Consider the following 13830-nt stretch of genomic DNA (forward strand, 5'->3'; position numbering starts at 1 on the left):
TCGACGATGGGCGACCTGCGGTCGCACCCTCCTATAAGAAACCCGCACCACCAACCGATGATCAGCAGGTGAGCCCGCCATGGAATTACGTATCAACCAAAAGGCCTATCAGGTCGATGCCGACGCCGACACGCCACTGCTGTGGGTGATCCGCGACGATCTGGGCCTGACCGGTACCAAATACGGCTGCGGCCTGGCCCAGTGCGGCGCCTGCTCGGTGCTGGTGGACGGCAATGTGGTGCGCTCGTGCGTGACGCCAGTGGCCGGGGTGGTCGGTCGCGAGATCACCACCATCGAAGCCATCGAAGCCGATGAGGTGGGCAAACGCGTGGTCAGTGCCTGGGTCGAGCATCAGGTCGCGCAATGCGGTTATTGCCAGTCCGGCCAGGTAATGGCGGCCACAGCCCTGCTCAAGCACACCCCTGCCCCCACCAAGGGCCAGATCGACGCGGCGATGGTCAACCTGTGCCGCTGCGGCACCTACAATGCCATCCATGCCGCCATGGATGACCTGGCCGCCGGGAAGGAGACCGCCTGATGAACACGCCTGAACTGATTCCCGGTGTGCCCCTGGGCGAGCCGATCAACCTGTCGCGTCGACGCTTCCTGGCCAGTACCGCCGTGGGTGCGCTGGTCATCGGCTTTGGCCTGCCACTCGGGTCTGGCCGGGTGCAGGCCGCCACCGGCGTGGAGCGCGGCACCCAAGTGCCGGCATTTCTGGAGATTCGCCCGGACGGTACGGTGCGCCTGCTCAGCCCGTTCATGGAAGGCGGCCAAGGCACCCACACCGCCATGGCGCAAATCGTCGGTGAAGAACTGGATGCCGACCCGGCCACGTTCATCGTCGAAGCCGCGCCGCCCGGCGATGCCTACGTGGTGATGGACAACGGCATGCGCATCACCGGCGGCAGCATGTCGGTGCGCATGAGCTACCCGACCATGCGCCGCCTCGGCGCCCTCGCCCGCGCCATGCTGCTGCAGGCCGGCGCCGAGCAACTGCGCGTGCCGCTGAGCGAACTGAGCACCCAACCCGGCCGCGTGGTACACGCCGCGTCCGGCCGCTCCGTGGGCTACGGCGAGTTGGCCGCACGCGCGCTGGATATGCCGGTGCCTGACCCGGCCACTATTACCTTGCGCGATCCGAGCCAGTTCCGCTGGATCGGCAAACCGGTCAAACGCGTGGACGCCTACGACAAATCCACCGGCAAGGCGCTGTACAGCATCGATTTGAAGGTCGACGGCATGCTCCACGCCGCCGTGCAGCACGCGCCGCGCCTGGGCATGACCGTGGGCGGCCTGCGTAACCAGGCACAGGTCGAAGGTATGAAGGGCGTGCATTCCGTGCACACGTTGCCTGGCGCGGTGGCCGTGGTGGCCGAACGCTGGTGGCATGCCAAGCGCGCGGTGGAGGCAATCCAGGTTGACTGGCAAGAACCGACTGCCGACTCCACAGTGCGCACCATGCCCGCTGAGTTTTCCAGCGATGGCTACCGCGACTTCCTTGCGACCCAGCAAGGCCCGGCCCGCGACGATGAAAACGAAGGCGACGTGGCCGCCGCGCTGAAAAACGCCAAGACCCAGGTCGAAGCCACTTACCACAACCAATACGTCAACCACGCCCAGTTGGAGCCGCCTTCCGCCCTGGCGCGTTTCAACCCCGACGGCTCGTTGGACATCTGGTTGCCCAACCAGGCACCGGACATGTTCCGCGCCGACATCGCCAAGCGCACCGGCCTGGCCCTTGAGCAGATCAACCTGCATTCGCCGCTGCTCGGCGGCTTTTTCGGCCGCCACTTTCTGTATGACTCGGCCAGCCCTTACCCACAGGCCATCGCGTTGGCCAAGGCCGTGGGCCGCCCGGTCAAGCTGATCTGGAGCCGGGAAGAAGAGTTCCTGCGCGATGTACTGCGCCCGGTCGCGGTGGTCAAGTTCCGCGCCGCGCTGGATGCCGACGGCTTGCCGGTAGCCATCGAAGCGGTCAGCGCCACCGAAGGCCCCACCGAAGCCATTGCCGGCAAACAGGGCGATAAAATCGACCCCACGGCCCTTGAGGGGTTGTCGGGCAAGAGCTACGCCATCCCCAACAAACGCATCGCGCAGATCTACGTCAAAGGCCCGGCGATGCTCGGCTACTGGCGCTCGGTGGGCAACTCGCTCAACGACTTTTTCTACGAAGCCTTCCTTGACGAACTGGCCGACACCGGCAAACGCGACCCGTACGAGCTACGCCTGCATTTGCTGCGCGACAATCCGCGGCTGACCACCCTGCTCAAGGCGGTGGCCGAGTTGTCCGGCGGCTGGAAGCGCGGCCCCTACACCGCCGAAGACGGCACACGCCGTGCCCGTGGCGTGGCCATGGCCTCACCGTTCGGTTCACACGCGGCGGTGATCGCCGAGGTGTCGATTGAAAGCGGCCAGGTCAAGGTCCACCACATCTGGGAAGCCATCGACCCAGGCAGCATCGTCAATCCGGCGATTGTCGAGGCGCAGGTCAACGGCGCGGTCGCGCTGGGGTTATCGCAAACCTTGCTGGAAGAAGCGGTGTATGTGAACGGCAAGCCACGGGCGCGCAACTACGACCTTTACCCGATCCTGCCGCCCTCACGCATGGCGCAGGTACACGTGAAGATCGTGGAGAGTGGCGAAAAGATGGGTGGCATCGGCGAACCACCGCTGCCCGCCGTGGCACCGGCCGTGGCCAATGCCGTGGCGCAGTTGACCGGCAAGCGTATTCGCAGCCTGCCCCTGAGCCGATACACCTTCAGCTAACCGAGCGAGACCGCCCATGAACACCCGTCGATTCGCAAGAACCGCAGGCTGGCTCGCGCTGCCCTGCGTGGTCGCCGCCGGCCTGCTGGCCTGGTACGTCACCCGTCAACCCGCGACACCGTTTGAACAGCAACAAGCCGTCAGTTTCGACCCGGCCCAGGTCAGCCGTGGCGAGTACGTCGCGCGCCTCAGTGACTGCGTGGCCTGCCACAGCCTGCCGGGCAAGGCGCCGTTTGCCGGGGGCCTGGAAATGGCCACGCCGCTGGGGGCGATTCATGCCACCAATATCACGCCGGACCGCGATAACGGCATCGGCACCTACAGCCTCGCCGACTTCGACCGGGCGGTGCGCCACGGCGTCGCGCCGGGCGGCCGCCGGCTCTACCCGGCCATGCCGTACCCGTCTTACGCCAAGCTCAGCGACGACGACATTCGGGCGATGTATGCGTTTTTCATGAAAGGTGTGCAACCGGCCAGCCAAGCGAACATCCCCAGCGATATCCCCTGGCCGCTGAACCTGCGTTGGCCCATCGCGCTGTGGAACGGCCTGTTCGCGCCAACCGCCCCCTATGCCGCCAAGGCTGATCAGGACGCGTTGTGGAATCGCGGCGCCTATGTCGTCCAGGGCCCCGGCCACTGCGGCAGTTGCCACACGCCGCGTGGGCTGGCCTTTAACGAGAAAGCGCTGGATGAATCCGGCAAGCCGTTCCTCGCCGGTGCCTTGCTTGATGGCTGGTATGCACCGAGCCTGCGCCAGGACCCCAACACCGGGCTGGGCCGTTGGGGCGAGCCGCAGATCGTGCAGTTCCTCAAGACCGGGCGTAACCGCCACGCCGTGGTCTACGGGTCGATGACCGAGGCGTTCAACAACTCCACGCAGTTCATGGCCGACGATGACCTGGCCGCCATTGCCCGCTACCTCAAGTCACTGCCCGGCGACCCGCAGCGTGACGGCACGCCCTGGCAGTACGTGGCCACCGAGGTGCGCCCGGATACCCCCGGCGCCCACACCTACGCCACCCGCTGCGCTTCTTGCCATGGTGCCGACGGCAAGGGCCAGCCCGACTGGATGCCACCGCTGGCCGGTGCCACTTCGGCATTGGCCAAGGAAACCGCGTCGGCGATCAATATCACCCTCAACGGCTCGCAACGCGTCGTGGCTGCCGGGGTGCCGGACGCGTATCGCATGCCGGCGTTCCGTGAGCAGTTGTCCGACCAGCAAATCGCCGAGGTGCTGACCTTTGTGCGCGGCACCTGGGGTAATCAGGCGGGTGCGGTGGCCCCCGAGGCAGTGGGCACGCTGCGCGGGCACACCGACCCGGCCAGCAGCAGCCCGATCATTTTGCATATGCGCTGATGCCTAGCCGCGCAGGGAAGCGAGAATCTCTGCGCGGCACACCTGGAGAATTTCGTCGGCGAGGGGCGAATCATCCGGGCAGGCGCGCGAGAGGATGACGGCACCGACTGCATGGGCCAACGTGTCGAGCATTTTTGCACGGCTGTCCTGCCCCGTTGCCTGGGTATCCGCCGAGACGCTTTGCTGCAGCGCCCGCACTGTGTTTTCAACGCCGTCGGCAAAGGTCGTCTTCAGCGCACCGGATTGACGCGCGGCGTCCGCACACAACGCAGCCAAGGTGCAACCGTCGCCCCGTCCGTCGCGGTGCTCGCGCGACACGTACAACTGGATAAATTGCTCTACATCGAGGCCTTCGGTGCTGGCCAGCGATTGCGCAAGACTGTTTTGCGCCGCCTCGGCCATCAGGTCCGCCTTGGAACCGAAGTGCTTATAGAAGCCGCCCTGGGTGAAACCGGCGGTGGCCATCAGCTCTGCCACCCCCACCCCATCGTAGCCACGCTCGCGAAACAGCTCTGAAGCCGTCTGCACGATATGCGCGCGGTTGGCAGCCGATTGCGTCTTGGTGATTTTCATGGACCTGTCCCTCTACGGCCTAAAACAATGGCCTGAGCATACTATGATTACGACCATAATCAAAACTGTTGACAGCTTTGATTATGGTCGACATCATAAAACCGCCAACGCAAATTGTTGCCGGCATGGCGCACGTCGCCCTCCCCTGTATTCGAGGATCCATTCATGAGCAGCTCCAAGACCGTTCTTATCACTGGCGCTTCCACCGGCATCGGCGCCACCTACGCCGCGCGCTTTGCCCAACGTGGGCACGACCTGGTATTGGTCGCTCGCGACAAGGGGCGACTGGACGCCTTGGCAGCCAAGTTGCGCGAGGCGCACAACGTTAATGTTGACGTGATCCAGGCCGACCTGACCCAAACCAGCGACCTGAACCGCGTAGAAACCCGTCTGCGCGATGACGCGGCGATCGGCATCCTGGTCAATAACGCCGGCGCCGCGCAGTCCGGTAGCTTTATCGAACAGTCCACCGACAGCGTGGCGCAGTTGGTCACGCTCAACACCACCGCCTTGGTGCGGCTGGCCAGCGCCATCGCCCCACGCCTGGCCCAGGCCGGCGACGGCGCGATTATCAACATCGGCTCGGTGGTGGGCCTGGCGCCGGAATTCGGCATGACGGTATACGGCGCGACTAAAGCCTTCGTGTTGTTCCTGTCCCAGGGCATGAGCCTGGAACTGACGCCCAAAGGCGTCTACGTACAAGCCGTACTGCCGGCCGCCACGCGCACCGAAATCTGGGATCGTGCCGGCATCGACATCAACACCCTCAGCGAGATCATGGAAGTGGGCGACCTGGTCGATGCCGCGCTGGTCGGTTTCGACCGTCGCGAGCCAGTGACCATTCCGCCCTTGCAGGACGCTGCGCGTTGGGATGACTTGCAGGGCGCCCGCCAGGGCTTGCTCGCGCAGATCAAGCAATCCCAGGTGGCCGAGCGCTACACGGCCAAGGCATAAACCGCACTACACTCACTTCGGCGCACTGAGAGTTGAATCACCATGAAGGCATTTTTGATCGACCGTTACGGCAAACACAACGGACGCATCGGCGAGGTTCCCACGCCTGAGGTGGGCGACCATGACGTATTGGTCCAAGTGCGCGCCGCCAGCGTCAACGTGCTGGATTCGAAGATCAGAACGGGCGAGTTCAAGCTGATCCTGCCGTATGCATTCCCGCTGATATTGGGCAATGACCTGGCCGGCGTGGTGATCCAGGTGGGTGCCGCCGTGAGCGGTTTCAAACCCGGCGATGAGGTTTATGCACGTGCGCCCGACGCGCGCATCGGCAGCTTCGCCGAGTTGATCGCGGTGCATGAAGACGCGCTGGCGTTGAAACCCGACAACATCGACATGGAACATGCCGCCGCCCTGCCCCTGGTGGCGCTGACGGCATGGCAGGTACTGGTGGAAACCGCCCAGTTGAAAAAAGGCCAAAAGGTGTTTATCCAGGCCGGTTCCGGTGGCGTCGGCAGCATCGCTATCCAACTCGCCAAGCATCTGGGTGCCTTCGTCGCGACGACTACCAGCAGCGCCAATGTGCAATGGGTCAAGGCGTTGGGCGCGGATGTTGTCATCGACTACAAACAGCAGGACGTCTACAGCGCCCTGCACGATTACGACGTGGTGTTGCATAGCCTGGGCGCGGACGAACTGGAGAAATCCCTCGGCATTCTCAAGCCGGGTGGCCGCCTCATTTCCATCTCCGGGCCGCCGACACCGCAGTTCGCCCAGGCGCACACGCTGCCCTGGGTGCTGGGGTTGGCCATGCGTGTGTTGAGCAGCGGTATCCGCCGCAAAGCACGCAGGAAAACCCTCAACTATGACTTCGTTTTTATGCGCCAGAGCGGCGCCCAACTGAAGCAGATCAAACAGCTGGTGGAGGCCGGCGCGATCAAACCGGTGGTTGACCGCGTGTTCCCGTTCGACGCGACCGCCGATGCCCTGGGCTATGTGGAACAGGGGCGGTCAAAAGGCAAGGTGGTCATCAGCCTGAAATGACCGCCCCCTCACACCGCAGTGCCCTACTGGGGTGCCGGCTGCACTGCTTCGAAACTCAATCCTGAACTGCCCGTCACCTGCCAGGGGTTGGCGGCGCCGTAGTGGCTGAACACCACGTTTTCGAAGCGCGAATTTTTCAACCCGTCGATCCGTGCCCCGGCGGCGCCACGAAAACGCACGCGCTGGAACACCAACCCCTCGTGGTAGGCATTGTGCTGGCTGTCGCCCTTGACCTCGATGGCCCGGCCCTGGGCGTCCTCGACGCTCACATCGCTCACGTGGATGTCCTTGAACTGCCCGGCCACTGTGGAGCGCTGGTAATCGAGTTTGGCGTTGGGGTCGTTGTAATCCAGGGTAAAGATGAACGCCTGCTTGACCGTATTGCGCAGCGCCGAATCACGGAAGATGACATTGCGCGCCCCGCCGCCCATGAAGTTGGTGCTCTTCATGCGCAGCCCGGCGTCGGTGCCGTCGGAGACGTTGTCTTCGGCCAGGATGTCCTGGATCCACGCACCGGTATGACTGCCGGCCACCACCATGCCGTGACCTTTGCGGAAGTAGTTATTGAAAATCCAGGCGTCCTGCTGGGGCGGTTGATGCACCGCATTCGCACCGGTGCCGGCGGCGAAATTGACGCAGTCGTCGCCGGTATCGAAGACGTTGTTAAACACCATTGCGCCTTTGCTGTTGGCGAACTCGATGCCATCGCCGTTGTTGGCGTCGTAGGTCGTATGGGTGGTATTGGCCAGCACCACGTTTTCGCTCTCCAGGTTCATGATGCCGTGGAACGCCGGGTTCACCACGGTGAAACCGCCGTAGAACACGTTCTTGACGTTGCGCAGGGTGATCAGCGACGAGCGCATTTGCCCGTAGGCATCCTTGACATTCATGCCCCGCGCCACGGCTTGCTCCACCTGGGCTTTGGCGAGGATGCCGTCCTGGGCATATCGGGTGTTGTCGCTGGGCAGGTAAAACGGCAAGGCCCGGCCTCGCTCATCGATCACATCCGGGTTACGTTTCCAGCCATTGCCGTCGAGGGTGCCTTTGCCGACGATGCGGATATTTTCGAACGCCTGATGCGCGCGCGGATCGCGCGGCAGGGCATTGATCAACGACGCCGGGCGCACGGTGGTGGAATAGGGATATTGGATGTAGCCCGCCAACGGGTAATCCTCGGCGCGCTCAGAGCCGAGCAAGGTTGCGCCTTCGGCGATCTCCAGGGTCATGTGGCTCTTGAGGTAGAGCGCGCCACTTTTGTAGATACCTTTGGGTAGCAAGACCTTGCAGCCCGGCGTGCACGCATCGATCGCGCGCTGGATCGCCAGCGTGTCGAGGTGGCTGCCATCGCCCTTGGCGCCGTATTTTTTCACGTCGAACAGCGCCGCCACAGGGGTGGTGCGCTGCACGACGGCGGGGCTGTCGGCAGACTCCGCGCCGTTGCCATCCACCGAACGTACGGTGAAGCGGTACGCGGTATCGGGCTTGAGGCCCTGTGCGGTGTAGCTGTGGATGCCGATGCGGTGGTGAAAGTGCGCGGTGTCTTGGCGGTAGAACTGGTCGATATAGGGCTTGGCCGGCGACACCTGATCATTATTGGCATGGGCGCTGCCCAACAGCGTGCCGTTGGCGTAGACCCGGTAGTCCTGGATATCGGCATGATCGGTGGGTTTTTCCCACACCAGAATAATCTGCCGGTCATCGTAAGCCAGCGTCGGCACTTGCAGCCCGGACGGCGCCTGCAGCGCCCAGGACAGCGGGCTGCAACCGAGGGCGACGAGGGCCAGGGCAGCGCGTGCGAAGGTGTCTCGAGGGGGTTGGTACGGCATGTTGTTCTCCTTGTTGTTGCCGGTTATCCGTGTTGTGTGGCTGGCGTGCTTCAGCCGACCTGGCGGCGTTCCGACGCCTGGCTGAAGTCACGACTGGCCTGCACCAGCATGCGCGTGTAATCGTGCACCGCCTGGTCCTGGCTGAGCGCCTGGCAGTCGAGCAGTTCAACGAGCTTGCCGTGTTGCATCACCGCCACCCGGTCGCACAGGTGCGTGACGACGCCCAGGTCATGGGTGACCAGCAGGTAAGTGAGTTTCTCGCGCTGGCGCAGGTCTGCCAGCAGGTTGAGGATTTCGGCCTGCACCGACACGTCCAGGGCCGAGGTCGGCTCATCCAGCAACAGCACGCGCGGTTCCAGGATCAGCGCGCGGGCAATGGCCACGCGCTGGCGCTGCCCACCGGACAATTGGTGCGGGTAGCGAAAGCGAAAACTGTCGTTCAGGCCGACCTTGAGCAGGATCTCGTTGATGCGGTCATCCTTGTCCCCTACCCCATGGATAATCAGCGGCTCACGCAGGGCGGTGTCGATGGTGTGCCGGGGGTGCAGGGAGCCGTAGGGGTCCTGGAAGACCATCTGCACCTTGCGAAAATGTTCCTTGGGGATTTTGTGCTGCAACGGTGCGCCGGCAATGCTCAGCGCGCCGCTCCAGTGCCGGTACTGCCCGGCCAGGCAGCGCAGCACGGTGGTCTTGCCCGAGCCGGACTCCCCCACCAGGCCGAACGATTCGCCGTCGGCCACACTCAGGTTCACGTCGTGCAGCACCTGGTTGATGGCGGCACCGGTGCCGAAGCTAAGGTTCAAGGCGTGTGCTTGGATCATGGGCATGCTCAGGGTCCTTATTGGGTCAGCCAGAGGGGGTCGCGCTTGAGCACCGGCAGGTGCGCGCGGCGGTTGTCCATGCTTGGCAGCGCGGCCAGCAGGCCCCGGGTGTAGGGGTGTTCGGCGTAGTGCAGGTCGCAGGCCGCGAGGGACTCGACGACGCGCCCGGCGTACATCACCAGCACGCGGTCGCAGTAGTTACGTACCAGGTTGAGGTCGTGGCTGACAAAGATCAGCCCCATCTGCTGTTGGTCCACCAACTCTTCCAGCACGTTGAGCACTTGCTGGCGCACCGAGACATCCAGCGCCGAGGTGGGCTCGTCGGCGATGATCACTTCGGGGCGGGTAATCACCATCATCGCGATCATGATGCGCTGCCCCATGCCGCCGGACACCTCGTGCGGGTACAGGTTGTACACGCGCTGGGGGTCGCGAATGTGCACCTGTTCGAGCATCCGCAGCACACGCTCGCGGGCATCGCTGCGGCTAGCCTTGTGGTGGGCCAGGTAGGCTTCGGCGATCTGCTCGCCCACCTTGACCACCGGGTTCAGCGAGTACTTGGGGTCTTGCATGATCATCGAGATGCGCTGGCCCCGGATCTTCTGCATGGCCTTTTCACTGGCCGACAGCAAGTCCACTTCGCCAAACGTCATGGCCTTGGCGGTGATCTTCGCACTGGGCGGATGCAGCTTGAGCAGGCTGCGCCCGACGGTGGATTTGCCCGAGCCGGACTCACCGACAATCGCCAGTTTCTCGCGCCCCAAGGTGAAGGACACATCGCGCACGGCGTGGGTTTCTTTCTGGCCACTGACAAAGCGCACGTCAAGCCCTTGGACATTCAATTTAATCGCGGACATCAGGTGGTCCTCCGGTTATTCGCTACGCGGATCAAGGATGTCCCGCAGGCCATCGCCCAACAGGTTGAAGGCCAGGCTGACCAGCATGATTGCCGCGCCGGGAACCGCCACCAGCCACCAGCATTCGAGCATGTAGCGCCGGCCGGTGGAGATCATTGCGCCCCATTCGGGCAACGGCGCCTGGGCACCCAGGCCGAGAAAGCCCAGGGCGGCGGCCGTGAGGATGATCCCGGCCATATTCATGGTCAGGCGGATGATCACCGACGACAGGCACATCGGCACGATATGGCGCAGGATGATCCGCGCCGGCGACGCCCCTTGCAGCTCCACCGCGACCACAAAATCGGCATTGCGCAGCGACAGGGTCTCGGCCCGCGCCAGCCGCGCAATCGGCGGCCAGGACGTCAAGGCAATCGCCACCACCGCATGCTCCAGGCCAGGGCCGAGGGCTGCGATAAACGCCAGCGCCAGGACCAGGCTGGGAAAGGAAATAAAGATATCGGTCAAGCGCATGAACACGGTGTCGACCGCCCCGCCGAAATAGCCCGACACCGTGCCGATAAACAGGCCGATCGGCCCCACGATCACCGTGACCAGGCCAATGATGTACAGGGTAATGCGCGAGCCGTAGACCAGGCGGCTGAAGATGTCCCGGCCATATTCATCGGTGCCGAACCAATGCGCCGAGCCTGGCGCCTGCAAGGCATTGGCGAGGTTCTGCGCCACCGGATCGTGGGTCGCGATCCACGGTGCGAAAGCCGCCACCACCACCAACAGCAGCGCCACCAGCAGGCCCGCCAGGGTCATGGGGTTACGCAACAGGTGTCGCAACACCCGCACGCCGCTTTTGCACAAGGCGTCGAAGCTCGAGCCCGGGGAGCGATCCACCGGGCGCTTCGCCGCCGTTTCCATGGAAGACAGATTGGCATTCATAAGCATCTTCTCTGTGTGAATTCTGGAAGCACTCAACGCTGCTTGTAGACACCCAGGTAACGGGTGGCCTCGGCATCGTCACCGCTGAAACCCTTGACGTCGGCCGCGCTGACCACGGTGTCGGTCATCTGCGAGATCATCAGGATCGGCCCCACCTGCTGGTCGTAGAGGTGCTGCGCCTGGTGGTACAGGCTGATGCGCTGCGCCGAGTCGCGGGTGACCCCGGCCTGGTCGATCAGGCTGTTGAGCTGCGGGTTGAAGAACGAGGCGCGCCAGCCCTGGAAGTTCGGCAAGCCGGCATCGTCGCTGTTGTTGGGGTTGTAGGCGAAGGTGCGCAGGCTGAAATACGGGTGCGGATAACGCTCGGCGCCCCGCGCCACGATGATTTCGAAATTGCGCGCACGCATCGCGCCGTACACCTGGTTGCCGGTGCCGGTGACGATGCTGGCCTTGATCCCGCCTTCAGCCAGGGTCGCTTGCAGGCGCGCCGCGATATCAATGAACGGCGGCTCCGACAAGGTGCGAATGGTGGTGGTGAAACCGTTGGGATAGCCCGCCTCGGCAAGCAGCTTTTTCGCCTTGGTCACGTCCATGTGATAACCCGGGTCCGGCAAGCGCGCCTCCAGCCCCAACTGCATCGGTTGCTGATTGAGCTTGCCGTAGTACGGCATCACCTGTTCATCCAGGCCCTTGTAGTCGATCAGGTTGCGCACCGCTTCACGCACCTGGGGCTTGGCAAACTCGGCTTGCTTCATGCTCATCGCCACGTAATACATGGTGCCCCGTGGCAATGACTGCACCTGGATCTTGTCCGAGCCGTCGATGGCGCGAATGTCCGGCGCGGCCATGCCATAGGCCAGGTCGAGATCGCCACGTTCAAGCATCAGGCGCAGCGACTGCGATTCGGTCATGTGCCGCACCACCACGCGCTTGAGCTTGGCCGCGCCGCCCCAGTAACCGTCGAAACGGGTCAGCAACAGCGAGTCGTTGGCGCTCCATTTGCTGAGCACGAACGGGCCGCTGCCCGCTTCGTTGGTCACCAGCCAACCGGCGCCCAGATCGCCGTTCTTTTCATGGGCCAGGGCGGTCTTGCGGTCCACCACCACGGCGCTGGGCGAGATCGCCAGGGAATCCACCAGCAGCAGCGGGTCCATGGTCTGCGGCAGGTCGACCACCAGGGTATGGGCATCGGTGGCGCGAATCAGCGATTGAATGTTGTCGAGGTTGTAGCCATAGGCCTTCCAGGTGGTGGCCAGGCCGAAGTTGAGTTTCATCACGCGGTACAGCGACCACGCCACGTCCTCGGCGGTCAGCGGGTTGCCCGAATGGAACTTAACGTCCTGGCGCAGGTGGAAGGTCACCTGCTTGCCGTCCTCGCTGATGTCCCAGCGCTCGGCCAGTTGTGGCAGGTGTTTTTCCGGGTTGCCCTGGTCACGCTTGATCAGCGTGTCGTAGAGGTTGGCGTTGACGCCGGACGCATCCAGGCCAGGCGCGTTGGCGGGGTCGATGGAAAACAGGTTGACCATGCTCATGCCGACGATCAGTTGATCGGCCGGGGTTTTGGCGTGGGCCATTGTCATCGGCCCGAGGGCGAGAACGGCCGCGAACAGGCCAAGGTGCAGTGTCGAAAATGTCATGGAAAATTCCTTGTTTTTATTGGTTTTATCCGTGCCGCGTTTTGGGTTAACGGGTGCGCGGGTCGAATACCTTGTACAAGGCATCGCTGATCAGGTTGAGTGCGACGAAAATCAGGCCGATCACCAGCACGCAGCCCATCACCGCATTCATGTCACCCAGCATCAGGCTGCTGGTCAGGTACTGGCCGAACCCCGGCCAGGCAAACACCGTTTCGATCAACACCGCGCCCTCCAGCAACGAGCCGTAGGCCAGCGCCACCACCGTCAGCAACTGCACGAGGATGTTGCGAAACGCATGCCCCCACACCACTTGGCGACGGGACAAACCCTTGACCCGCGCGGTGATGATGTACTCCTGGGACAGTTGCTCCAGCATGAAGCTGCGGGTCATGCGGCTGATGTACGCCACCGAGTTCAAGCCCAGGATCAGCGCCGGCAACACGATATGACGCAAGGCGCTCGCGAAGGCGTCCCAGTCGCGCGCCAGGCTGGTGTCGATCAGCAGCAGGCCGGTGACCTCGGGCACCATGCCGTCGTAGGCCAGGTCGATGCGCCCCGCTCCACCGGCCCACCCCAGCCAGGCGTAGAACACCAGCAGGCCCATCATGCCCAGCCAGAAAATCGGTGTGGAGTAGCCGAACAACGTGATCACCCGTGCGACGTGATCGCCGAGGCGGCCTTGGTTACTGGCCGCGCACACGCCCAGTGGCAAGCCGATAAGTACGCCGAACAGGATCGCCAGGGTGGCCAACTCGATGGTCGCCGGGAACACGCGCAGGATGTCGTCAAGCACCGGGTGGCCGGTCAACAGCGCATTGCCGAAGTCACCGTGGAGCAGGTCGTTGAGGTAAAGCCCGAACTGGGTCCAGATCGGTTTGTCCAGGCCCATTGAGCGGTACACCTGGTCGTAGGTGGACGCGTCCGCGTCGGGCCCGACCACGGCCAGCACCGGGTCCAGCGGCATGACGCGGCCGATGATGAAAGTCAGCGCCAGCAGGCCGAGCAAGGTCACCAGCACGGTGCTGGCGCGCCGCAGGGTGTTGGAAGCGCGAGCGCCCATGA

The 13830-nt window shown here is 63.8% G+C and carries 12 protein-coding genes; 5 read left to right on the forward strand and 7 right to left on the reverse strand.

Annotated features, from left to right (window positions below):
- Positions 1 to 79 precede the first annotated feature (79 nt).
- The 3 genes from AB4N98_RS02025 to AB4N98_RS02035 are packed head-to-tail and all read left to right on the forward strand — an operon-like array spanning position 80 to position 4126.
- A complete protein-coding gene (locus tag AB4N98_RS02025; RefSeq protein ID WP_017528347.1) occupies positions 80 to 538 on the forward strand; it encodes a (2Fe-2S)-binding protein in 459 nt (152 codons plus the stop codon).
- Positions 538 to 2769, forward strand: coding sequence for a xanthine dehydrogenase family protein molybdopterin-binding subunit (locus AB4N98_RS02030; protein ID WP_460149195.1), 2232 nt, complete (start codon positions 538 to 540; stop codon positions 2767 to 2769). Before AB4N98_RS02025 ends, AB4N98_RS02030 begins: the two co-directional genes overlap by 1 nt.
- 16 nt (positions 2770 to 2785) lie before the next feature.
- Positions 2786 to 4126, forward strand: coding sequence for a c-type cytochrome (locus tag AB4N98_RS02035; protein ID WP_017528345.1), 1341 nt, complete (start codon positions 2786 to 2788; stop codon positions 4124 to 4126).
- Positions 4127 to 4129: 3 nt separating this feature from the next.
- On the opposite strand, the gene AB4N98_RS02040 is transcribed toward AB4N98_RS02035, so the two are convergent.
- Positions 4130 to 4699 (reverse strand): TetR/AcrR family transcriptional regulator, encoded by a 570-nt coding sequence (locus AB4N98_RS02040; protein WP_017528344.1) that lies wholly within the window; start codon positions 4697 to 4699, stop codon positions 4130 to 4132.
- Between the two features lie 165 nt (positions 4700 to 4864).
- On the opposite strand from AB4N98_RS02040, the gene AB4N98_RS02045 reads away from it, so the two are divergent.
- Together AB4N98_RS02045 and AB4N98_RS02050 are read left to right on the forward strand one after the other, a co-directional pair.
- Positions 4865 to 5653, forward strand: a complete 789-nt coding sequence (locus tag AB4N98_RS02045) for an SDR family NAD(P)-dependent oxidoreductase (RefSeq protein WP_017528343.1) — start codon at positions 4865 to 4867, stop codon at positions 5651 to 5653.
- Between the two features lie 42 nt (positions 5654 to 5695).
- The gene (locus AB4N98_RS02050) at positions 5696 to 6694 is read left to right on the forward strand and encodes an NADP-dependent oxidoreductase (RefSeq protein ID WP_017528342.1); all 999 of its coding nucleotides are present in this window, start codon (positions 5696 to 5698) and stop codon (positions 6692 to 6694) included.
- 23 nt (positions 6695 to 6717) lie between these two features.
- On the opposite strand, the gene AB4N98_RS02055 is transcribed toward AB4N98_RS02050, so the two are convergent.
- Genes AB4N98_RS02055 through AB4N98_RS02080 form a run of 6 tightly spaced genes read right to left on the reverse strand, consistent with a single transcriptional unit; the run spans position 6718 to position 13828 of the window.
- Positions 6718 to 8520 (reverse strand): glycosyl hydrolase family 28 protein, encoded by a 1803-nt coding sequence (locus tag AB4N98_RS02055; RefSeq protein WP_017528341.1) that lies wholly within the window; start codon positions 8518 to 8520, stop codon positions 6718 to 6720.
- 50 nt (positions 8521 to 8570) lie between these two features.
- Positions 8571 to 9347, reverse strand: coding sequence for an ABC transporter ATP-binding protein (locus AB4N98_RS02060; protein WP_065877842.1), 777 nt, complete (start codon positions 9345 to 9347; stop codon positions 8571 to 8573).
- Between the two features lie 11 nt (positions 9348 to 9358).
- The gene (locus tag AB4N98_RS02065) at positions 9359 to 10198 is read right to left on the reverse strand and encodes an ABC transporter ATP-binding protein (RefSeq protein WP_068932190.1); all 840 of its coding nucleotides are present in this window, start codon (positions 10196 to 10198) and stop codon (positions 9359 to 9361) included.
- 15 nt (positions 10199 to 10213) lie between these two features.
- The gene (locus tag AB4N98_RS02070) at positions 10214 to 11131 is read right to left on the reverse strand and encodes an ABC transporter permease (RefSeq protein WP_065877840.1); all 918 of its coding nucleotides are present in this window, start codon (positions 11129 to 11131) and stop codon (positions 10214 to 10216) included.
- 32 nt (positions 11132 to 11163) lie between these two features.
- On the reverse strand, positions 11164 to 12768 hold the full coding sequence (locus AB4N98_RS02075) for an ABC transporter substrate-binding protein (RefSeq protein ID WP_065877838.1): 1605 nt from the start codon (positions 12766 to 12768) through the stop codon (positions 11164 to 11166).
- Between the two features lie 46 nt (positions 12769 to 12814).
- Positions 12815 to 13828, reverse strand: a complete 1014-nt coding sequence (locus AB4N98_RS02080) for an ABC transporter permease (RefSeq protein ID WP_370737731.1) — start codon at positions 13826 to 13828, stop codon at positions 12815 to 12817.
- Between the last annotated feature and the right edge of the window lie 2 nt (positions 13829 to 13830).

Source organism: Pseudomonas sp. S3_E10, assembly GCF_054667615.1.